The 19,490-nt window shown below is 71.7% G+C and carries 25 protein-coding genes; 22 read left to right on the top strand and 3 right to left on the bottom strand.

The window, feature by feature from the left end; all coding sequences use genetic code 11:
- The first annotated feature begins 18 nt into the window (after nucleotides 1–18).
- From J3P36_RS10890 to dnaB, 6 genes are all read left to right on the top strand, one after another.
- Entirely contained in the window at nucleotides 19–1,458 is a 1,440-nt protein-coding gene (locus J3P36_RS10890) for a CCA tRNA nucleotidyltransferase (RefSeq protein ID WP_210508042.1), read from the top strand.
- Nucleotides 1,459–1,572: 114 nt separating this feature from the next.
- Nucleotides 1,573–1,917, top strand: a complete 345-nt coding sequence (gene rpsF / locus J3P36_RS10885; protein ID WP_210508040.1) for a 30S ribosomal protein S6 — start codon at nucleotides 1,573–1,575, stop codon at nucleotides 1,915–1,917.
- Between the two features lies 1 nt (nucleotide 1,918).
- Nucleotides 1,919–2,419: a single-stranded DNA-binding protein gene (locus J3P36_RS10880; protein WP_210508038.1), complete on the top strand. Its 501-nt coding sequence runs from the start codon at nucleotides 1,919–1,921 to the stop codon at nucleotides 2,417–2,419.
- A 53-nt stretch (nucleotides 2,420–2,472) separates the two neighbouring features.
- On the top strand, nucleotides 2,473–2,730 hold the full coding sequence (rpsR, locus tag J3P36_RS10875; protein ID WP_210479984.1) for a 30S ribosomal protein S18: 258 nt from the start codon (nucleotides 2,473–2,475) through the stop codon (nucleotides 2,728–2,730).
- A 9-nt stretch (nucleotides 2,731–2,739) separates the two neighbouring features.
- Nucleotides 2,740–3,192: a 50S ribosomal protein L9 gene (gene rplI / locus J3P36_RS10870; RefSeq protein WP_210508036.1), complete on the top strand. Its 453-nt coding sequence runs from the start codon at nucleotides 2,740–2,742 to the stop codon at nucleotides 3,190–3,192.
- 379 nt (nucleotides 3,193–3,571) lie between these two features.
- A complete protein-coding gene (gene dnaB / locus J3P36_RS10865) occupies nucleotides 3,572–4,945 on the top strand; it encodes a replicative DNA helicase (protein WP_210508034.1) in 1,374 nt (457 codons plus the stop codon).
- A 31-nt stretch (nucleotides 4,946–4,976) separates the two neighbouring features.
- Here the strand turns inward: dnaB and J3P36_RS10860 are convergent, their stop codons facing one another.
- Nucleotides 4,977–5,831 (bottom strand): LLM class flavin-dependent oxidoreductase, encoded by an 855-nt coding sequence (locus tag J3P36_RS10860; protein WP_210508033.1) that lies wholly within the window; start codon nucleotides 5,829–5,831, stop codon nucleotides 4,977–4,979.
- Nucleotides 5,832–6,017: 186 nt separating this feature from the next.
- Between J3P36_RS10860 and J3P36_RS10855 the strand changes: the two genes are divergently transcribed.
- Both J3P36_RS10855 and J3P36_RS10850 read left to right on the top strand, forming a co-directional pair.
- Nucleotides 6,018–6,611: a hypothetical protein gene (locus tag J3P36_RS10855; protein WP_210508031.1), complete on the top strand. Its 594-nt coding sequence runs from the start codon at nucleotides 6,018–6,020 to the stop codon at nucleotides 6,609–6,611.
- Nucleotides 6,608–6,841 carry a hypothetical protein gene (locus tag J3P36_RS10850; protein WP_210508029.1) on the top strand — a complete coding sequence of 78 codons (234 nt, stop codon included), beginning with the start codon at nucleotides 6,608–6,610 and terminating at the stop codon, nucleotides 6,839–6,841. The genes J3P36_RS10855 and J3P36_RS10850 overlap by 4 nt, the downstream gene beginning before the upstream one ends.
- Here the strand turns inward: J3P36_RS10850 and purB are convergent.
- Nucleotides 6,838–8,229: an adenylosuccinate lyase gene (purB, locus tag J3P36_RS10845; RefSeq protein WP_210508028.1), complete on the bottom strand. Its 1,392-nt coding sequence runs from the start codon at nucleotides 8,227–8,229 to the stop codon at nucleotides 6,838–6,840. The genes J3P36_RS10850 and purB overlap by 4 nt on opposite strands.
- A 144-nt stretch (nucleotides 8,230–8,373) precedes the next feature.
- On the opposite strand from purB, the gene J3P36_RS10840 reads away from it, so the two are divergent.
- Entirely contained in the window at nucleotides 8,374–8,580 is a 207-nt protein-coding gene (locus J3P36_RS10840; protein WP_210508026.1) for a hypothetical protein, read from the top strand.
- On the top strand, nucleotides 8,577–9,887 hold the full coding sequence (locus J3P36_RS16810; RefSeq protein ID WP_210508025.1) for an alpha/beta hydrolase: 1,311 nt from the start codon (nucleotides 8,577–8,579) through the stop codon (nucleotides 9,885–9,887). Before J3P36_RS10840 ends, J3P36_RS16810 begins: the two co-directional genes overlap by 4 nt.
- Nucleotides 9,888–9,889: 2 nt before the next feature.
- Here the strand turns inward: J3P36_RS16810 and J3P36_RS10830 are convergent, their stop codons facing one another.
- A complete protein-coding gene (locus J3P36_RS10830) occupies nucleotides 9,890–10,291 on the bottom strand; it encodes a phage holin family protein (RefSeq protein ID WP_210508024.1) in 402 nt (133 codons plus the stop codon).
- A gap of 49 nt (nucleotides 10,292–10,340) precedes the next feature.
- Between J3P36_RS10830 and J3P36_RS10825 the strand changes: the two genes are divergently transcribed.
- The 12 genes from J3P36_RS10825 (at nucleotide 10,341) to J3P36_RS10770 (ending at nucleotide 19,470) form a co-directional block, all read left to right on the top strand.
- Nucleotides 10,341–11,447, top strand: coding sequence for a histidinol-phosphate transaminase (locus tag J3P36_RS10825; protein ID WP_307807054.1), 1,107 nt, complete (start codon nucleotides 10,341–10,343; stop codon nucleotides 11,445–11,447).
- A gap of 68 nt (nucleotides 11,448–11,515) precedes the next feature.
- Nucleotides 11,516–12,649, top strand: coding sequence for a thiamine pyrophosphate-dependent dehydrogenase E1 component subunit alpha (locus J3P36_RS10820; protein ID WP_210508573.1), 1,134 nt, complete (start codon nucleotides 11,516–11,518; stop codon nucleotides 12,647–12,649).
- Nucleotides 12,646–13,626 (top strand): alpha-ketoacid dehydrogenase subunit beta, encoded by a 981-nt coding sequence (locus tag J3P36_RS10815; protein WP_210508022.1) that lies wholly within the window; start codon nucleotides 12,646–12,648, stop codon nucleotides 13,624–13,626. Before J3P36_RS10820 ends, J3P36_RS10815 begins: the two co-directional genes overlap by 4 nt.
- Nucleotides 13,627–13,635: 9 nt before the next feature.
- Nucleotides 13,636–14,934: a dihydrolipoamide acetyltransferase family protein gene (locus J3P36_RS10810; RefSeq protein ID WP_210508021.1), complete on the top strand. Its 1,299-nt coding sequence runs from the start codon at nucleotides 13,636–13,638 to the stop codon at nucleotides 14,932–14,934.
- A gap of 100 nt (nucleotides 14,935–15,034) precedes the next feature.
- Nucleotides 15,035–15,997 (top strand): metal ABC transporter solute-binding protein, Zn/Mn family, encoded by a 963-nt coding sequence (locus J3P36_RS10805; RefSeq protein ID WP_210508020.1) that lies wholly within the window; start codon nucleotides 15,035–15,037, stop codon nucleotides 15,995–15,997.
- A 32-nt stretch (nucleotides 15,998–16,029) separates the two neighbouring features.
- Nucleotides 16,030–16,869: an ABC transporter ATP-binding protein gene (locus J3P36_RS10800; RefSeq protein ID WP_307807053.1), complete on the top strand. Its 840-nt coding sequence runs from the start codon at nucleotides 16,030–16,032 to the stop codon at nucleotides 16,867–16,869.
- Entirely contained in the window at nucleotides 16,866–17,732 is an 867-nt protein-coding gene (locus J3P36_RS10795) for a metal ABC transporter permease (RefSeq protein WP_210508016.1), read from the top strand. Before J3P36_RS10800 ends, J3P36_RS10795 begins: the two co-directional genes overlap by 4 nt.
- 56 nt (nucleotides 17,733–17,788) lie before the next feature.
- A complete protein-coding gene (locus J3P36_RS10790) occupies nucleotides 17,789–18,175 on the top strand; it encodes a Fur family transcriptional regulator (RefSeq protein ID WP_210508011.1) in 387 nt (128 codons plus the stop codon).
- Nucleotides 18,176–18,366: 191 nt separating this feature from the next.
- A complete protein-coding gene (rpmB, locus tag J3P36_RS10785) occupies nucleotides 18,367–18,603 on the top strand; it encodes a 50S ribosomal protein L28 (RefSeq protein WP_210508010.1) in 237 nt (78 codons plus the stop codon).
- Nucleotides 18,603–18,770: a 50S ribosomal protein L33 gene (rpmG, locus tag J3P36_RS10780; RefSeq protein ID WP_136427824.1), complete on the top strand. Its 168-nt coding sequence runs from the start codon at nucleotides 18,603–18,605 to the stop codon at nucleotides 18,768–18,770. Before rpmB ends, rpmG begins: the two co-directional genes overlap by 1 nt.
- 2 nt (nucleotides 18,771–18,772) lie before the next feature.
- The gene (gene rpsN / locus J3P36_RS10775) at nucleotides 18,773–19,078 is read left to right on the top strand and encodes a 30S ribosomal protein S14 (RefSeq protein ID WP_210508009.1); all 306 of its coding nucleotides are present in this window, start codon (nucleotides 18,773–18,775) and stop codon (nucleotides 19,076–19,078) included.
- Nucleotides 19,079–19,188: 110 nt separating this feature from the next.
- Entirely contained in the window at nucleotides 19,189–19,470 is a 282-nt protein-coding gene (locus tag J3P36_RS10770; RefSeq protein ID WP_210508008.1) for an HU family DNA-binding protein, read from the top strand.
- Nucleotides 19,471–19,490 lie beyond the last annotated feature (20 nt).

Here is a 19,490-nt window from a genome sequence, read left to right as displayed (position 1 = left end):
GAACTAGCATGGATGCCCATGGACAGCGCGGCGGCCGCTCTCGACCGCCTGACGGCGATCGCGCTCTCGCCTCCCGTCGCGAAGCTGGCCGCGGCGTTCGAGGCCGCGGGCGCCGAGCTCGCCCTGGTCGGCGGCCCCGTCCGCGACGCCTTCCTCGGCCGCACCGCGTTCGACCTCGATTTCACCACCGACGCGCGGCCGGAGCGCATCCTCGAGATCGTCACACCTATCTCCTCGGCTCGCTGGGACGTCGGCCGCGCCTTCGGCACGATCGGCGCCCGTATCGCCGGCGAGCAGGTCGAGATCACGACCTACCGCTCGGACGCCTACGAGCCGGAGTCGCGCAAGCCGGAGGTCCGCTTCGGCGACACCCTCGAGGACGACCTGGTGCGCCGCGACTTCACGGTCAACTCGATGGCCCTCCGGCTGCCGGCCCGCGTCCTGGTGGACCCGACCGGCGGGATCGAGGACCTGCTCGGCCGCCGCCTGCGCACGCCTCAGCGGCCCGAGGTGTCGTTCACTGAGGACCCCCTTCGTATGCTTCGAGCGGCACGCTTCGCCGCACAGCTCGGCTTCGCGGTGGAGGACGAGACCCGGGCTGCGGTCACCGCCCTCGCCGGGCGGCTGTCGATCGTGTCCGCCGAGCGGATCAAGGACGAGCTCTCGAAGCTCCTGCTCGCCGGATCGCCACGCGCCGGCCTCGAGCTGCTCGTCGAGTCCGGCATCGCGGACCTCGTGCTGCCCGAGCTCCCCGCCCTCAAGCTGACCGTGGACGCCGAGCACCGGCACAAGGACGTCTACGAGCACTCCCTCACGGTGCTCGAGCAGACGATCGACCTCGAGCGGCGCCGCGGCCGCGCGCCCGACCTCGTCCTGCGCCTCGCCGCTCTGCTGCACGACATCGGCAAGCCCGCCACCCGCCGGTTCGAGAAGGGCGGCGCGGTCACCTTCCACCACCACGACGTCGTCGGCGCGAAGCTCGCGCGGAAGCGGCTGCGCACGCTGCGCTTCGACAACGACACCATCGACCGCACCGCGAAGCTGATCGAGCTGCACCAGCGCTTCTTCGGCTACACGGAGGGCGCCTGGACCGACTCCGCGGTCCGCCGGTACGCGCGGGACGCGGGCGACCAGCTCGAGCAGCTGCACATCCTCACCCGCGCCGACGTCACCACCCGCAACCGGCGCAAGGCGGAGCGGCTGGCGGGCGCCTACGACGACATCGAGCGCCGCATCGGCGAGCTCGCGGAGCAGGAGGAGCTCGCCGCGGTCCGGCCCGACCTCGACGGCGAGCAGATCATGTCGATCCTCGGCATCCGCCCCGGTCCGGACGTGGGCCGCGCGTACAGGCATCTCCTCGAGCTGCGGCTCGACGAGGGTCCGCTCGGCGAGGAGGAGGCCACACGCCGCCTGCTCGACTGGTGGTCCGCCTTGCCGCAGGGCGGCGGAAGCCGCTAAGCTACTGCGGTTGTCCGCGCATCGCGTGGCACCACAGCCCGCCTCGCGCGGGCGTGCACACACCCTCCTGCTGCAGAGAGCCTGCAGCCGTTCTAGTCCGAAGGAGGTGGGTCAGTGACGCACAAGTACGAACTCATGGTCATCCTCGATCCCGAGATCGATGAGCGCACGGTCGCCCCGAGCCTCGACAAGTTCCTCGGCGTCATCCGCAACGCGGGTGGCTCGATCGAGAACGTCGACATCTGGGGCCGTCGCCGTCTCGCGTACGAGATCAAGAAGAAGAGCGAGGGCATCTACGCCGTCGTGAACCTCACCTCGACGCCCGAGGCCGCGAAGGAGCTCGACCGGCAGCTGAGCCTGTCGGAGGCCGTCCTCCGCACCAAGGTCCTCCGCGCCGAGGAGGCCGTGGCGCGCGCCGCCGCGACCGCCGCTGCCGCGGCCGAGAAGCCCGCGAGCTGACGTGGCCGGCGAGACCATCATCACGGTGGTCGGCAACCTGACCGCCGACCCCGAGCTGCGCTACACGCAGGGCGGCCTCGCGGTGGCGAACTTCACGATCGCCTCCACGCCCCGCACCTTCGACCGCCAGGCGAATGACTGGAAGGACGGCGAAGCGCTGTTCCTCCGTGCCTCGGTCTGGCGCGACTTCGCCGAGCACGTCGCCGGCTCGCTGAGCAAGGGCTCCCGCGTCATCGCGACCGGTCGCCTCAAGCAGCGGTCGTACGAGACGAAGGAAGGCGAGCGCCGCACCGCGATCGAGCTGGAGGTCGACGAGATCGGCCCCTCGCTCCGGTACGCGACCGCCCAGGTCACCCGCACGTCGGGTGGCGGTGGCGGTGGTGGAGGCCGCGGCGTCTCCTCCGGTGCCGACGAGCCGTGGGCGCCCAGCGCGCCGGCTGCCTCGGGTGGCGCGGACGTGTGGAACACGCCCGGCTCCTACGACGACGACACCCCGTTCTGATCCGGGCCGTCGTCTCCCCCCTCTTCTCCTCTTCACACAGTTAGGAATTCCGCATGGCTGGGAAGTCCCGCGGCGACAGCCGCAAGCCTCGCGTGAAGGGCGGCAAGACCGCCGCTCCCGCGAAGGCGATCAAGGTCGGCGTCATCGACTACAAGGACGTCGCGACGCTCCGCAAGTTCATCTCGGAGCGCGGCAAGATCCGCGCCCGCCGCATCACCGGTGTCTCGGTGCAGGAGCAGCGCCTTATCGCGCGGGCCGTCAAGAACGCCCGTGAGATGGCCCTGCTTCCGTACGCCGGTTCCGGACGCTAGGAGTCACCGATGTCGAAGCTCATCCTCACCCACGAGGTCACCGGCCTCGGTGCCCCCGGCGACGTCGTCGACGTCAAGGCCGGCTACGCGCGCAACTACCTCGTCCCGTCGGGCCTCGCGGTTCAGTGGACCCGCGGCGGCGAGAAGCAGATCGAGTCGATCAAGGCGGCCCGCGCCGCCCGCGAGCTCGCGACGGCCGAGGAGGCCCAGCAGCTCAAGCAGCGCCTCGAGCAGTCCCCCGTCACCCTCCGGGTGAAGGCGGGCGCCGAGGGCCGTCTGTTCGGCTCCGTGAAGTCCTCCGACGTCGCGTCCGCGGTGTCCGCGGCCGGTCTCGGCGAGATCGACAAGCGCAAGATCGAGCTCCCCGCGGTGATCCGGTCCACCGGGTCGCACGAGGCGACGGTCCGCCTGCGCGAGGACGTCGTGGCGACGATCGCCCTCACGGTGGTCGCGGCCAAGTAGCCTCCCTCTCAGAAGCGGCGGTGCGGGTCCCCCCGCCCCGCCGCTTCTCGTGTTCCCACAGGGTTGTGCACAGGTTCCACAAGACGCAAACCTTCAATGTCTGCTTCAAGGCAGTTTTCCCCAGGAAGGCGATGTGGGAACAGAACCGCTGATCGGGAGCGCCTCTCGGTTCTCTTGAGCACGGAGTCACCGGCGCGTCCCCACAGGTTGTGCACATGTGAATGGCGCTTTCCCGCACGTTCTCCCCAGATCTGTGCACACCCTCCCCGCCCTGTGTGCGGGTAGCGTCGAGAGGCGCCGGACGGGGGGTCCCGGCGTCGTTTCCGGTGTCGGTGGCCCGCGCTGGAATGAGCAGGACGCTTGCGTCGGGGAGGAACACATGTCGATCGCTCATCTGGGGCTCGCCAGCGAAGCCCGCGGCGACGGGCGCGGCGCGGAGCGCACTCCCCCGCACGACCTGCTCGCCGAGCAGAGCGCGCTCGGCGGCATGCTGCTCAGCAAGGATGCGGTCGCCGACGTCCTCGAGGCCGTCAAGGGCATGGACTTCTACGTGCCGAAGCACGAAGTCATCTTCGAGGCGATCCTCGACCTCTACGCCCACGGCGAGCCGACCGACGTCATCACCGTCACCGACCAGCTCACGAAGACGGGCGATCTCTCCCGCGCCGGCGGCGCCGACTACCTGCACACGCTGACGAGCATCGTCCCCACCGCGGCGAATGCCGGCTTCTACGCCGAGATCGTCGCGGAGCGGGCCGTCCTCCGGCGCCTGGTCGAGGCCGGCACCCGCATCGTCCAGATGGGCTACGCCAGCGAGGGCGAGGTCACCGACCTCGTCAACAACGCCCAGGCGGAGATCTACTCGGTGACGCGCGAGAAGGAGGCGGAGGACTACGTCCCGCTCACCGAGGCCATCACCGCCGCGGTGGACGAGATCGAGGCCGCCCAGGGCAAGGACGGCTCGATGTCGGGCGTCCCCACCGGCTTCACCGAGCTCGACGACCTCACGAACGGCCTGCACCCGGGCCAGATGATCGTCGTGGCCGCCCGACCCGCGATGGGAAAGTCGACGCTCGCGCTCGACTTCGCGCGTGCCGCGTCGGTGAAGCACAACCAGCCGTCGGTCTTCTTCTCGCTGGAGATGGGGCGCAGCGAGATCGCGATGCGCCTCATGTCCGCCGAGGCCGCCATCCCGCTGCAGCACATGCGCAAGGGCACCCTCCAGTCGGACGACTGGACCAAGCTCGCGCAGACGCGCGGCCGCATCAACGACGCCCCCCTCTACATCGACGACAGCCCCAACATGACGCTCGTCGAGATCCGCGCCAAGTGCCGACGGCTCAAGCAGAAGGTGGGCCTCAAGCTCGTCGTCATCGACTACCTCCAGCTGATGACCTCGGGCAAGCGGGTCGAGAGCCGCCAGCAGGAGGTCTCGGAGTTCTCCCGCGCGCTCAAGCTGCTCGCCAAGGAGCTGCAGGTGCCCGTCATCGCGCTGTCCCAGCTCAACCGTGGTGCCGAGCAGCGCGCCGACAAGATGCCGGCCATCTCGGACCTGCGTGAGTCCGGCTCGATCGAGCAGGACGCCGACATGGTGATCCTGCTGCACCGCGAGGCCGCCTACGAGAAGGACAGCCCGCGAGCGGGCGAGGCGGACCTCATCGTCGCCAAGCACCGCAACGGTCCCACCCGCACCATCACGGTCGGCTTCCACGGCCACTACTCGCGCTTCGTCGACCTGCCGCCGGGGCACTGACGGGTTCCGGTGTGAGGACCCCGCCGCAGGGTCAGGGCACGACGGGGCCGGCGGCGATCCGGTCCGCGAGGGCGGCCGTGTCCCAGGGGTCGGCGAGGGCCGGCCAGTCGACGCCGAAGCGCAGGGGGCTGATGTCCTCCAGCCACCACGTTCCGATGTCCTGGAAGCCGGCGATCCTGTCCGCCGAATCCGCGTCGTGCTCGGAGCGCCCGCTGACGACCACGTCGAAGGCCTCGTCCGAGCTCCGGTGCGCGCGCACGTAGTCGACCACGTCCTGGAGCTCCTGCCGACCGGCGGCAGCACCGCCGAAGGGGACGACACCCTGGTAGCGGGCGGCTCGCCGGAACGGCCTCCGGTGCGGCCACGCGCCGCCCACCCAGACGGGGATCGGGGCCACGGGCGCCGGCAGGAACGTCACCGGCTCCAGGCGGTAGTGCGCGCCGTCGAAGGCGAACTGCTCGCCTGACCAGAGACCCTCGAGCACCTGGAGGCCCTCATCGAGCTGCTCGGCGCGGATCCGGGGATCGGTGGGATCGCCGAAGTGCCGGAAGTCCCACTCGGTCGGGTCGCCCAGACCGACGCCGAGGACCAGCCGCCCTTTCGAGAAGTTCTGCAGGGAGACCGTCTGGCGGGCGAGCTCCCACGGGCGCCGTCGGGCGAGAGGCGTGACCAGCGTCCCGATCCTGAGAGTCGACGTTTCCGCTGCGATCGCGGTGAGTGCGATCCAGGGATCGACGTGGTCGTTCCGGTCGAGCTCGCAGAAGAGCAGGTGATCCCAGAGGAACAGCCCGTCCCATCCGGCGCCTTCGGCGAGCACGGCCAGGTCCGCCAGCACTTCGGCCGAGCCGAACGCGCCGAAGTTGGGAAGGTGCAGCCCGAATCTCACGATCGCCTCCACAGACGGCTCCGATGTCTCGTCACCGATCATCAAACTCCTCGGTGCTTCGAACTCGGGCGGTGGACGGAGCAGAACCGGGCCCGTTCCTCGCCCTGTCCCCCACGGGGTACGGACAGCACCGGTGGCGTAGGCTGGACCGGGCCGCCGCAGGGGTGGTCGCAGACGGAGGCGGCAGTGACTCGCGAGCGGTACGACGGGCGCGGATACTGGTCCGTCCTGCTCATCCGCGGCGTGCTGGCGGCCGTCCTGGCCGTGGTCATCACGTTCTCGCAGGATCACACGCCCGTCTTCGGTCTCGCGGTGTACGGCGTGTTCGCGCTGCTGCAGGGCCTCGTCCTCGCACTGTCCGCGTCCCGCTCGGCGCCCACCCAGACCGGCGTCGCGATCACCCTCGCCTCCGGCGTCGTCGGGCTCGCGTCCGGTGTGCTCGCGATCGCCCTGCTGTTCGTCTCGACCGGCGCCGCCGCCGCGGCCCTGGTCCCGGCCGTGGCCGTCTCCGCGGGTCTCGCGGGGACCCTCGAGCTCGTGCTCGGCGTGCGGGACGTCGACGCCGGCCCGCAGTCCCGCGACCGCGTCGTCGTCGGAGTCGCCTCGCTGCTGCTCGCCGTCGCCGTGCTGCTGCCCGCCAGCCCCGTCGTCACCGTCGGCCTGATCGGCGCGTACGGCGCGATCGTCGGCGTCTACCTGATCATCGCGGCACTGTCGCTCCTCTGGTCGACCCCGACCGGGACGCCGGCGCCCGACTCCGAGGAGGTTCCGAGCGCATGAGCGCCAAGCCGTCCCGGCGCGACCGCTTCCGGCCCGCCGAACTCGTCGGACTCGCCCTCGCGGTGGGCCTGTTCGCCGGCCTGGTGGTCCTGTTCACCGCTCGCGACCTCGGGCTCGCCGCGATCTTCCTCGGCATCGCCTTCATCGCGTCGCTGCTGATCCTCGCCATGCTCGCGCTGGTCACGGGCGACACGACCACCCCGCCCGGCGACCGCCGCGACGGGCACTAGACCTCCCGCGCCACCAGCCCGGTCAGCTCGTCGGCCAGCCCGACGTAGGTCGCCGGGGTCAGCGTGCCGAGCCGCTCCTTCGCCGCCTCCGGCAGGTCGAGTCCGGCGAGGAACTCCCGGAGCCCCGCGGCATCCAGCCTGCGGCCGCGCGTCAGCTCCTTGAGCAGCTCGTACGGGTTCGCGATCGAGCTGGTGCCCGCCGCCACCTCGGCCCGGATGACCGTCTGCACCGCCTCCGCGAGCACCTCCCAGTTGCCGTCGAGGTCGGCGGCGAGGCGGTCGACGTCGAGCTCCAGCTCCCCGAGGCCGCGCACGATGTTGTCCAGCGCGAGCAGCGAGTGGCCGATGCCCACCCCGATGTTCCGCTGCGTGCTGGAGTCGGTGAGGTCGCGCTGCAGGCGGCTGGTGACGAGCGTCGCCGACAGCGAGCCGAGCACCGCCCCGGACAGCTCGAGGTTGGCCTCCGCGTTCTCGAAGCGGATCGGGTTCACCTTGTGCGGCATCGTCGACGAGCCGGTGGCGCCGGCGACCGGGATCTGCCGGAAGTAGCCGAGGGAGATGTACGTCCACACGTCCGTGCAGAGGTTGTGGAGCACCCGGCCGATGTGGACCATCAGGTCGTAGAGCTCGGCCTGCCAGTCGTGCGACTCGATCTGCGTCGTCAGCGGGTTCCACGTGAGCCCGAGCGAGGTCACGAACTCGCGGGACACCCGCTGCCAGTCGACGTCGGGCGCCGCCGCGACGTGCGCCGCATAGGTGCCCGTCGCACCGTTGAACTTGCCGAGGTACTCGGCGCGGTCGAGCTTGGCGACGAGCCGGTCGAGCCGGGCCACGAACACCGCGAGCTCCCGGCCCATCGTGGTGGGCGTCGCCGGCTGCCCGTGGGTGCGGGCGAGCATCGGGACGGCGCGGTGCCGCAGCGCGAGCTCGCGGAGGGCGTCGACCACGGTCACGAGCCGCGGACGCCACACGGTGGTGACCGCATCGCGCACGGTGATCGCGTAGGCGAGGTTGTTGATGTCCTCGCTCGTTGCGGCGAAGTGGGTGAGCTCGGCGATCGCGGAGAGCCCGAGTGTGTCGAGCCGGCGGCGGAGGAAGTACTCGACCGCCTTCACGTCGTGACGTGTGGTGGCCTCGAGAGCGGCCAGCTCGGCGATCTCGTCCGGGCCGAACTCACTCGCGGCGGCGCGCAGCGACTTCGCCTGCTCTGGAGTGAGGGGCCGGGTGCCGAACATGCCGTGCGAGGTCAGATAGAGGAGCCACTCCACCTCGACCACGATCCGCGCCCGGTTGAGGCCTGCCTCGGACAGATGCTGGGACAGCTGGCCCATCGCACCGCTGTAGCGGCCATCGAGAGGGCTGAGGGGCTGCTGCGGCAGGGAGGTCATCTGCTCCGGCTCCGTTTCCGATCGTGGCGCCGCGCGACGCCGCCGACCATTCTTCCCCACCCTCCCCAGCGCCCATGCCCGCGCCGACGACACGGAAGCGGGCGCGGCAGTGCGAGCCCCCCACCCGCAGGTCATAGTCGGCGGGTGGCGCCCGACCCCCTGACCCCCGAGTCGTCGCGGGCGGCGGCCGCCGCGGCCGCGGAGCTCCGGCCACTGGCCGTCGCGGTGGCCGCGCTCGCCGACGTCGAGTGGCACTCCCCCGCCGGGACGGCGTACCGGCGGGTCGTCGAGAACCTCGCCGGCCGCACCGCCGGCGTGGCCGCTCTGCTCGACCAGGCCGCGGTGCCGTGAGCGACGCCCTCGTCGTCTCGGGAGGCGGGCGCATCACGGTCGCGCCGGAGGACCTGCTCGTCGCCGTCGCGCACTGCAGAGTCCTCGCGGATCGTGTCGAGGCCGTCGGTGCGTCGCTCGCCCGCGAGCCCACGCTGGCGGCAGCGGTGGCGGATCTCGAGGAGATCGCGGGAGGGCTGCGCGCCACCGGCGTGCTGCTCGCCGTCGCGCTCGACGCGTACTCGATCGCGGAGGCGGGCATCGCGCGTCTCTCCGGCGAGGCCGTGGAGCAGGCGGCGTACTGGGGAGGAGTCCTCGGCCCGGCGGTCCTCGCGCTGACTCCGCCGGGCGTGCTGCTCGCGGCGGCGGCACTCGCCGCCGGCGGTGGGGCGGCCCTCCACTCCGGGAATCGGGGCATCCTCTCCGATCAGCGCCTGGTGTCCGTGGTGCGGCTCCTCGCCGGCGGAGCGGATGACGCCCTTCGAGGCATGCTCCGCGTGCCTTGGGCCGTGTCGCAGCTGGCGGACGACGACGGCGCCGGATTCGGCGGACGCGAGGCGGCCGCCGGCGTCCTGCTCGGGGGCCTCCTCGCCGCGGGCGGCCCGCCGGTCGGGCCGGTGCGGATCATCTCGACCGCGCCCGTCCCGACGCGGGCGCCACGCTCCCTCGCCGAGCTCTCGGGGCGCATCCCGCCCGCCGACGGCGGACCTCAGGTGCGGGTGGAGCGCTATCGGGGCGGCCGGGAGGACGTCGTGGCGGTGTACATCTCCGGCACGGCCGACTTCGGCCTCGATGCCGGGCCTGAGCCGTGGGACCTGCGCTCCGATGCGGCCGCGATGAGCGGGGAGCGCGGCGACGCCCTCGCGGCGACCGCTGCGGCGCTGCGGGCGGCAGGAGTCGGGCCGGACGACGTCGTCGTGCTCGTCGGCTACTCGCAGGGCGGGCTGGTGGCGTCGCGGCTCGCGCAGTCGGGCGACTACCGGGTCGGCGGGGTGGTGACCCTCGGCTCCCCCGGCGCGAACGTGCCCGTGCCGGAGGACGTGCCCGTGCTCGCAGTCGAGCACGCGGAGGACCTCGTCCCGGCGCTCGCCGGTCCCGTCGTCGGCACCCGGGCGGCCGTCACCGTCACGCGGTCGCTCTACGACGGACGACCGCCCGACTCACGCCGAGCGGTGCCCGCACACGAGCTCGGCCAGTACCGGACCACCCTCGCGATGGCCGACCGCAGCGAGGAGGCCCGGGTGGCGAGGGTGCGGTCCGAGGTGCTCGGCAGGTTCCCGGCCGGCTCCGGCACCGCCGTCAACGTGCGGGCCGAGCGGATCCGGTGAGGTCAGCGGCGGCGGCGTCCTGCGAGCGGTCGCAGCACGAGCCCGATCGCCCAGTTGATGATCGCCATGACGAGCGCGGCGAGGACACCCCACCAGAAGCCGTCCACGTCGAGGCCGAAGCCCAGCAGATCGCTGATCCAGGCGACGAGGAGGAATAGGAGGCCGTTCACGAGCAGGGCGATGAGGCCGAGGGTGAGGATGTAGAGCGGGAACGCGACGATGCGGATGGCGTTGCCGATGACGCCGTTGACGACGCCCCAGATCAGTCCCAGCAGCAGGTAGGTGAGCACGGTCGCCACCCAGTCGTCCGGTCGGTACGGCGTGACGCCGATTCCGGACACGATCAGGGTGGTGAGCCAGAGCGCGATCGCGTTGCCGATGACGGTGATCACGAACCTGCGCATCGCTCCACTATGGCATCCCCCGGAAGGGCGCGAAATAGACTGGATCGCCGTGACCGATGCCCCGCGTACCCCCGTCCGGCTCCGCCCCGAGATCATGGCGCTGCCGGCATACAAGCAGGGCAGGCCGGCCGCCGAGGGCGGCTACAAGCTGTCCTCGAACGAGAATCCGTTCGAGCCGCTGCCCGGTGTCCTGGAGGCCGTCGCGCGCGCCGCCGCCATCAACCGCTACCCCGACGCGGCCGCCGTCGACCTGCGGGCGAGGCTGGCCGAGCGCTACGGCGTCACCCCCGATGAGGTGCACGTGGGGGCCGGGTCGGTGGCGCTGCTGTCGCAGTTCATCGACGCCGCAGCGGGACCGGGCGACGAGGTCCTCTACGCCTGGCGCTCGTTCGAGGCCTACCCGGGCCTCGTCACAGTCGCGGGGGCGACCAGCAGGCGCGTGCCCCTCCTGCCCGACGGCCGGCATGACCTCGACGCGATGACGGCCGCGGTCACCGAACGCACGAGGGCCGTGCTCGTCTGCTCCCCCAACAACCCGACCGGCTGCGTCGTGACCGCGGACGAGTTCGAGCGGTTCATGGCCGCGGTGCCGGAGACCCTCCTCGTGCTGCTCGACGAGGCCTACGTCGAGTTCGTCCGCGACGCCGCCGCCGTGGATGGCGCCACCCTGCTCGGGCGCTACCCCAACCTCGTGATCCTCCGCACCTTCTCGAAGGCGTGGGGGCTCGCGGGACTGCGCCTCGGCTACGCGATCGGGCCGGTCCCGCTGCTCGACGCCGCTCGCGCCGCCGCGATCCCGCTCTCGGTGACGGCGGCGGCGCTCGCCGCGGGCGACGCGGCGCTCGACGCCGAGGAGGAGCTCACCGCTCGCGTGGACATCCTCGTCGGCCGCCGCGAGCGGCTCTCCGCAGGGCTCGCGGCCGCGGGCCTCTGGATCCCGGTGTCCTCCGGCAACTTCGTGTGGCTGGCGGCGGGCGCCGGAACCGAGGCGGTGGCCGACCTGCTGCACGAGTCCGGAATCTCGGCACGGGCCTTCCCACCCGAGGGGATCCGCATCTCCGTCGGCGAGGAGGAGTCGGTGGACAAGCTCCTAAGCGTCGCGAGCGAGATTGTGCGCATCCTCCCCGAGGGCGCTCCGGCCCGGCGGATAGGTTAGGTCCGGTGCCGACACCCGACCTCGCCCCGCGGCGCTCCCGCGACCCGCACGACGACACGAAGGATCGGATGGGAACTGTGCCCGAGACCGCGGACGACGCCGTGTCCGTGCAGATGATCGCTCCGGACGGCCGGTTCGAGCCGAACGCGGCCGCCGAGGAGTTCCTGCCCTACCTGGAGCGGCTCGACGACGACCTGCTCCGCCGGTTCTACCGCGACATGGTCGTGGCCCGGCGTTTCGACACCGAGGCGGGTCACCTGCAGCGCCAGGGCCAGCTCGCGCTCTGGCCCCCCAGCCTCGGACAGGAGGCCGCTCAGGTCGGCTCCGCGCACGCCGCCCGGCCGCAGGACACGATCTTCCCGGCGTACCGCGAGCACGCGGTCGCGATGATCCGCGGCGTCGACGTCGTCGACATCATCCGGATGATGCGCGGACTGACCCACGGAGGATGGGTGCCGGCGGAGCACGGCAACTTCCACCTCTACACGCTCGTCATCGGGTCGCAGACGCTGCACGCCACCGGCTACGCCATGGGCGTCGGCTTCGACGGCGCCGCCACCGGCGATCCCGCGCGCGACGAGGCGGTCATGGTCTACTTCGGCGACGGCGCCACCTCCCAGGGCGACACGAACGAAGCGTTCATCTGGGCCGCCAGCTATCAGACTCCGCAGGTCTTCTTCCTGCAGAACAACCACTGGGCGATCTCGGTGCCGGTCACCCGGCAGTCCCGCACGCCGCTCGTCGCCCGCGCCGCCGGGTTCGGGCTGCGCGCCACGCGCATCGACGGCAACGACGTGCTCGCCAGCTACGCGGTCACGGCGAAGCAGCTCGACGACGCCCGCGCCGGCCGCGGCCCGGGGTTCATCGAGGCGATGACGTACCGCCTCGGCGCGCACACCACCTCCGACGACCCCACGCGCTACCGCGGCGCCGACGAGCTGGCGGAGTGGGAGGCGCGCGACCCGATCGCCCGGTACCGCCACCACCTCGAGTCGCGCGGCATCGTGGATCCCGCCTACCTCGCCGAGGTGGACCGGGAGGCCGCAGACTTCGTCGCGGACGTCCGGCGCCGCACCCTCGCGCTCGGCCCGGCCGACGTGGGGCTCATCTTCGACAACGTCTACGCGGAGGACCACCCGGTGACCCGTGAGCAGAAGCAGTGGCTGCAGGGCTACGAGGCCGGCTTCGGGGAGGCCCGATGAGCGCGACCACCTGGACCATGGCGAAGGCCCTCAACCAGGGACTCGCGAAGGCGCTCGCGGATGACGACCGTGTCCTGCTGATGGGCGAGGACGTCGGTGCGCTCGGCGGCGTGTTCCGCGTGACGGAGGGTCTCTCGGCCCGCTTCGGCACGGGACGGGTGCTCGACACCCCGCTCGCCGAGTCGGGCATCGTGGGCGCCGCGATCGGGCTCGCCATGCGCGGCTACCGCCCGATCTGCGAGATCCAGTTCGACGGTTTCATCTATCCGGCGTTCGACCAGATCACCTCCCAGCTGGCGAAGATCACCGCCCGGCACGAGGGCTCCGCCCGCTTCCCGGTCGTCATCCGGGTGCCCTACGGCGGACACATCGGTGCGGTGGAGCACCACCAGGAGAGCCCCGAGGCCTACTTCGCGCACACCGCCGGGCTGCGGGTCATCTCGCCGAGCACCCCCAACGACGCGTACTGGATGATCCAGCAGGCCGTCGCCTCCGACGACCCGGTGATGTTCTTCGAGCCGAAGAGCCGCTACTGGCCGAAGGGCGAGGTGGAGCTGGAGTCGCCGGCCGCCGGGATGCACACCACCCGCGTCGCGCGAGGCGGCACCGACGCCACGGTGCTCGGGCACGGCGCCATGGTGAGCGTGCTCCTGCAGGCCGCCGAGGTCGCGGCGAAGGAGGGCACGAGCCTCGAGGTGCTCGACCTGCGCTCCCTCTCCCCCATCGACTACGGCCCGATCCTGCGCTCCGTGGAGAAGACCGGCCGCCTGGTCGTCGCCCAGGAGGCGCCCGGCTTCGCGAGCCTCGGCTCCGAGATCGCCGCCACCGTGGCGGAGCGGGCGTTCTACGCGCTGCAGGCGCCCGTCCTGCGCGTCTCGGGCTTCGACGCGCCCTTCCCACCGGCGAAACTGGAGTCGGTCTACCTCCCCGATGCCGATCGCGTCCTCGACGCGGTCGACCGGGCACTGGACTACTAGGAGGGCCCGATGAGCACGGCGAAGTTCACGCTGCCGGATGTCGGCGAAGGCCTCACCGAGGCCGAGATCGTCTCGTGGAAGGTCGCGCCGGGCGATCCGGTGGAGATCAACCAGGTGATCGTGGAGATCGAGACCGCGAAGTCGCTCGTCGAGCTGCCCTCGCCGTACGCGGGCGTCGTCGGCGAACTGCTCGTCGCCGAGGGCGACACGGTCGAGGTGGGCACCGCCATCATCACGGTCGCCGCCGAGGGCGAGCACCGCCTCGCCGCCACGCTCTCCACCCCCGCACAGGCCGCGGTGGGCGTCGAGGCCCAGGTCACCGAGGGCAACGAGGAGGACGCGCCGGTCGCCGGCGCCGTGCTCGTCGGCTACGGCACCGGCGGCCACGCGGCGACGCGGCGCAGCGGGCGGCGCCCGCGGAAGGCCCCGCCGGCCCCGGCCGCCGGCGGGAGCGTGCTCGCGAAGCCGCCCGTCCGCAAGCTCGCCAAGGAGCTCGAGGTCGATCTATCCACCGTCACCGCGACGGGCGAGCGCGGCGAGGTGACGCGCGACGACGTGCTGCGGCACGCGCAGCAGGCGAGCGTGTTCCGGAACATCCAGACCCCGGAGCGCCCGCAGCTCCGCGAGGAGCGCATCCCCGTCAAGGGCGTGCGCAAGGCCATCGCGAACGCCATGGTGACGAGCGCATTCTCCGCTCCGCATGTATCGGTGTTCGTCGACATCGACGCCAGCCGGACGATGGAGTTCGTCAAGCGGCTGAAGGCCTCGCCGGACTTCGCCGGGGTCAAGGTCTCTCCCCTGCTGATCATGGCGAAGGCGATCATCTGGGCGGTCCGCCGCAACCCGACGGTCAACAGCACCTGGACCGACACCGAGATCATCGTCCACTACTTCGTGAACCTCGGGATCGCTGCGGCGACGCCGCGCGGCCTGATCGTGCCGAACGTCAAGGACGCCCAGGACATGTCGCTCCTCGAGCTGGCGAAGGCGCTCGAGCAGCTCACCCTCACCGCCCGCGAGGGCAGGACGACGCCCGCCGACATGGCGGACGGCACGATCACGATCACGAACATCGGCAGCTTCGGGGTGGACACGGGAACGCCGATCCTCAATCCGGGCGAGGTCGCGATCGTCGCGCTCGGTGCGATCAAGCAGCGTCCGTGGGTCGTCGACGGCGAGGTCCTCCCCCGCTACGTCACCACGGTCGGTGCAAGCTTCGACCACCGCGTGGTCGACGGCGATGTGGCGAGCCGCTTCGTGGCCGACGTGGCGAGCGTGCTCGAGGAGCCGGCGCTGCTACTGGACTGAGCAGGCGCCGCCTCTCGGCGCTTTTGACAATCATTATCAATAGCGGATAGCGTCGCATCAGCGGCCGCTCCCGGTCGCACCCCGACCTGGAAAGCCACCCGTGAAGCGTCCCGTCCTCCCCGCCCTCACCCTCGCCGCCGTCCCCGCCCTCCTGCTGGCGGGCTGCGCCGGCGCCAGCAGCGACGCCGCGACCGACGGAACGATCAACGTCGTCGCGTCGACCGACGTCTGGGGCGACATCGCGGCCGCCGTCGGCGGAGACCGGATCGTGGTGACGAGCATCATCGACAGCCCGGACAAGGATCCGCACGAGTACGAGGCGACCGGGCGCGACCAGCTCGCGGTCTCCCGGGCGGACCTGCTCGTCGAGAACGGCGGCGGCTACGATCCCTTCCTCGACACCCTCATCGCCGCGGCCGAGACGGAGGCTCCGGTCGTCTCGGCGGTCGACCTGTCCGGCTTGGCCGGCGAGCACACCGAGGAGCACGCCGAGGAGCACGGGGAGGAGAGCGGCGAGGACGACCACGGGCACATCGAGGGCGTCAACGAGCACGTCTGGTACGACCTGCACGCCGCCGAGGCGGTCGCCGAGAGCGTGGCGGAGGAGCTGACGCGACTCGACCCGGCCGGCGAGGACGCGTACGCGAGCGGGCTCGCCGAGTTCCAGGAGGGCGTCGCCGCCCTCGAGTCCCGGGTCGAGGAGCTGCACGCGACGCTCGAGGGCCGCCGGGTGCTCGTCACCGAGCCCGTCCCCGTGCACCTCCTCACCGAGCTCGGGATGACGGACGCCACCCCCGCCGAGTTCTCCGAGGCGGTCGAGGAGGACAGCGACGTGCCCCCGAAGACCCTGCAGGAGGTCCTCGACCTCGTGGCGGCAGGCGATGTCGCGCTGCTCGGCTACAACACCCAGGCCAGCACGACGCAGACCGAGACCGTGCGCAGCGCCGCCGAGGACGCGGGGATCCCCGTCGTCGACTTCGCGGAGACCCTTCCCGAGGGCATGGACTATGTCGAGTGGATGACTGCGAACGTCGACGCCGTGGCGGCGGCCCTCGCGGAATGACCGCGGTAGCGGGAACTCGCTATCCTCCGGAGGTGAGCACGGCGAGCGACGAGGCACGAACGCCCCTCGAGCTCACCGGCGCCGCGCTCGAGCTGGGCGGGCGGCGCCTCTGGTCGGGGCTCGACCTCCGGCTCGCGCCCGGCGAGCTCGTGGCCGTGCTCGGCCCGAACGGCGCGGGGAAGAGCAGCCTCCTGCGCGCCGTGCTCGGGCAGCTCCCGCTCACGGAGGGGACCCGCCGGGTCCTCGGCAAGCCCGCCGAGCGCGGGGGCCCGCACATCGGGTACGTCCCGCAGCAGCGGCTCTTCGACCGCGGCGCGCCGATGCGGGCACGCGACCTCGTCGCGCTCGGCCTCGACGGGACCCGGTTCGGCTTCCCCCTCCCGTCCCGCGAGCGGAGGGCGGCGGTCGACGCGGCCCTCGAGGCGGTCGGCGCCCTGCCGTATGCGCGGCGCCCGGTCGGGCTGCTCTCCGGCGGGGAGCAGCAGCGGCTCCGGATGGCGCAGGCGCTCGTCGGGAGCCCCGGGCTGATCCTCGCCGACGAGCCCCTCCTCTCGCTCGACCTCGCCCACCAGCGCGCGGTGCTGGACGCGCTCGACGCCTACCGTCGTACCGAGCGTGCCGGCGTGCTCCTCGTCACCCACGACGTCAATCCCCTGCTCGGCATGGTCGACCGGGTGCTCTACCTCGCCCCTGCCGGGCACCGCCTCGGCACCCCGGCGGAGGTGCTCACGGGCGAGGTGCTCTCCCGCCTCTACGGCGTGCACGTCGACGTCCTCGACGTGCACGGCCGCGTCGTCGTGGTCGCCGCGGAGGCCGCCGCGGCGGACGGCGCGCATGCCGGCGTAGCGCCAGGACACGGAGACGCGACGTGAGCTTCGACGAGCTGTGGGGGACCCTCTTCGACTTCACCGACTACGCCGAGCTGCTCGCGCTCCTCGGCAACACCGTCCTGGCCGGGGCGGTGCTCGGGGTCCTCGGCGGGCTGATCGGCTACTTCGTGATGGCGCGCGACCTCGCGTTCGCGGTGCACGGCATCAGCGAGCTGTCGTTCGCGGGCGCGTCGGCCGCGCTGCTGCTCGGCGTCAACGTGGTGGCCGGGTCGATCGTCGGCTCTCTGGTCGCGGCGGTGCTGATCGGGCTGCTCGGCGTGCGTGCCCGCGACCGCAACTCGATCATCGGCGTCCTGATGCCCTTCGGGCTCGGCCTCGGCATCCTCTTCCTCGCGCTCTATCCGGGGCGCAGCTCCAACAAGTTCGGGCTGCTCACCGGGCAGATCGTGGCCGTGGACAGCCCGCAGCTCGCCTCCCTCGTGACGGTGGCCGTCGTCGTGGTGGGTGCCCTCGCGGTGATCTGGCGCCCCCTGCTCTTCGCGAGCCTGGACGAGGACGTCGCGACCGCACGCGGCGTGCCGGTACGCGGCCTGTCGATCGGCTTCATGGTGCTCCTCGCGCTCGCGACGGCCGTGTCCCTGCACATCGTCGGCGCGCTTCTCGTGCTCGCCCTGCTCGTCACCCCCGCCGCCGCCGCGCTGCGGGTGGCCGCCAATCCCCCGCTGGTCGTCGCCCTCAGCGTGCTGTTCGCGACGGTGTCCACGGTGGGCGGCATCCTCCTCGCCCTCGGGTCGTCCATCCCGATCAGCCCGTACATCACCACCATCTCGTTCACCATCTACCTGGTCTGCCGCATCGTCGGCCGGGTGCGCCGCCGCCCGCGGGCGCTCGCGACGGCGGCCTGAGCGATGCCTCCCCTTCCCCAGCCGCCCGTCGAGCGCTCGCACCTACACTGGTCGCGATGAAGCGGAACACGTGGCAGCGCCAGGCGGTGCGCGATGCGCTGGGCGACGCGGGCGGCTTCGTCAGCGCCCAGGACCTGCACGCCGCGCTGCGGCAGGGCGGCTCGCCGATCGGTCTCGCCACCGTCTACCGTGCCCTCGCCGACCTCGCCGGCGAAGGCGACGCCGACTCCCTGCAGTCGGTGGACGGCGAGAGCCTCTACCGGGCCTGCGAGAGCTCCGCGCACCACCACCACCTCATCTGCCGCTCGTGCGGCACAACGGTGGAGATCGAGGCCGACGACGTCGAGCAGTGGGCCGCCGCGACGGCCGCCCGCCACGGATTCACGGCACCGCAGCATGTCATCGACGTGTTCGGGCTCTGCCCCGCCTGCTCCTCAGCCTGATCCGGCGAGGCCCCGCAGATCCGGTGCAGTTGCAGGGACACCCCGCAGTCCGTACGATTGACGTTTGGCCGCCGGGCCCGACCCGGTTCGGCAGTGCGCATATCCCCCTCGATCTCCATTCGCGGGGCTGCTGTGCGCGCAGACAAGCGATCTTGGGCGGAGCCGTCGTGCTCCGCGGTATTGGAGGAATCGTGGCAGCAGTCTGCCAGGTCACCGGGAAGGTTCCCGGCTTCGGCCACAACATCTCGCACTCGCACCGCCGCACCAAGCGGCGCTTCGACCCGAACGTGCAGAAGCGCACCTACTACGTGCCGTCCCTGCGCCGGAACGTCACGCTCAATGTCAGCGCCAAGGGCATCAAGGTGATCGACGCCCGCGGCATCGAGTCCGTGGTCAAGGACATCCTGGCCCGTGGGGAGAAGATCTGATGGCCAAGCAGCAGGACGTCCGTCCCATCATCAAGCTCCGTTCGACGGCCGGCACCGGGTACACGTACGTGACCCGCAAGAACCGTCGCAACAACCCCGACCGGATCGTGCTCAAGAAGTACGACCCGGTGATCCGCAAGCACGTCGATTTCCGCGAGGAGCGGTAAGCATGGCCAAGAAGAGCAAGATCGCGCGCAACGAGCAGCGCAAGGTGATCGTCAACCGCTACGTCGCGAAGCGCGCCGAGCTCAAGAAGGCGCTGGTCGACCCGGCGTCCACGGATGAGCAGCGCGAGGCCGCCCGCATCGGCCTGCAGAAGCTGCCGCGCGACGCGTCGCCGGTCCGCCTCCGCAATCGCGACGCCGTCGACGGCCGTCCCCGCGGCAACATCAAGAAGTTCGGGATCTCCCGCGTGCGGTTCCGCGAGATGGCCCATCGGGGCGAATTGCCGGGCATCACGAAGTCAAGCTGGTAAGTTACTGGGCGGTCAACCTTGACCGCCGGGCTTTCCTGCCCCCATCGTGATACACGACAAGACAGATGGCCGTCTTTCCTAGGATGGCGACAGTCCCGAGGAGGACTTATATGGCATCGCTGAACCGCACCGATCTCGTCGCCGCCGTCGCGGCGGAGTCCGGCCAGTCGCAGGCCGCCGTCAACGGCGTCCTCGACGCGCTCTTCTCCACGCTCGCCAAGAGCGTGGCCGAGGGCACCAAGGTGACGATCCCGGGCTGGCTCGCCGTCGAGCAGACCTCCCGGGCCGCCCGCACCGGCCGCAACCCGCAGACGGGTGAGCCGATCGAGATCGCCGCCAGCAAGGGTGTCAAGATCAGCGCCGGCAGCAAGCTGAAGGCTGCCGCCCGCTAGTCGGACGAAGGTACGAGAAG

It is taken from the genome of Naasia sp. SYSU D00057, from assembly GCF_017916505.1.
In the GTDB taxonomy this organism is placed as follows: Bacteria; Actinomycetota; Actinomycetes; order Actinomycetales; family Microbacteriaceae; genus Naasia.
Note: the sequence above shows the minus strand (reverse complement) of the source record. Positions and strands in the feature narration are given on the sequence as shown.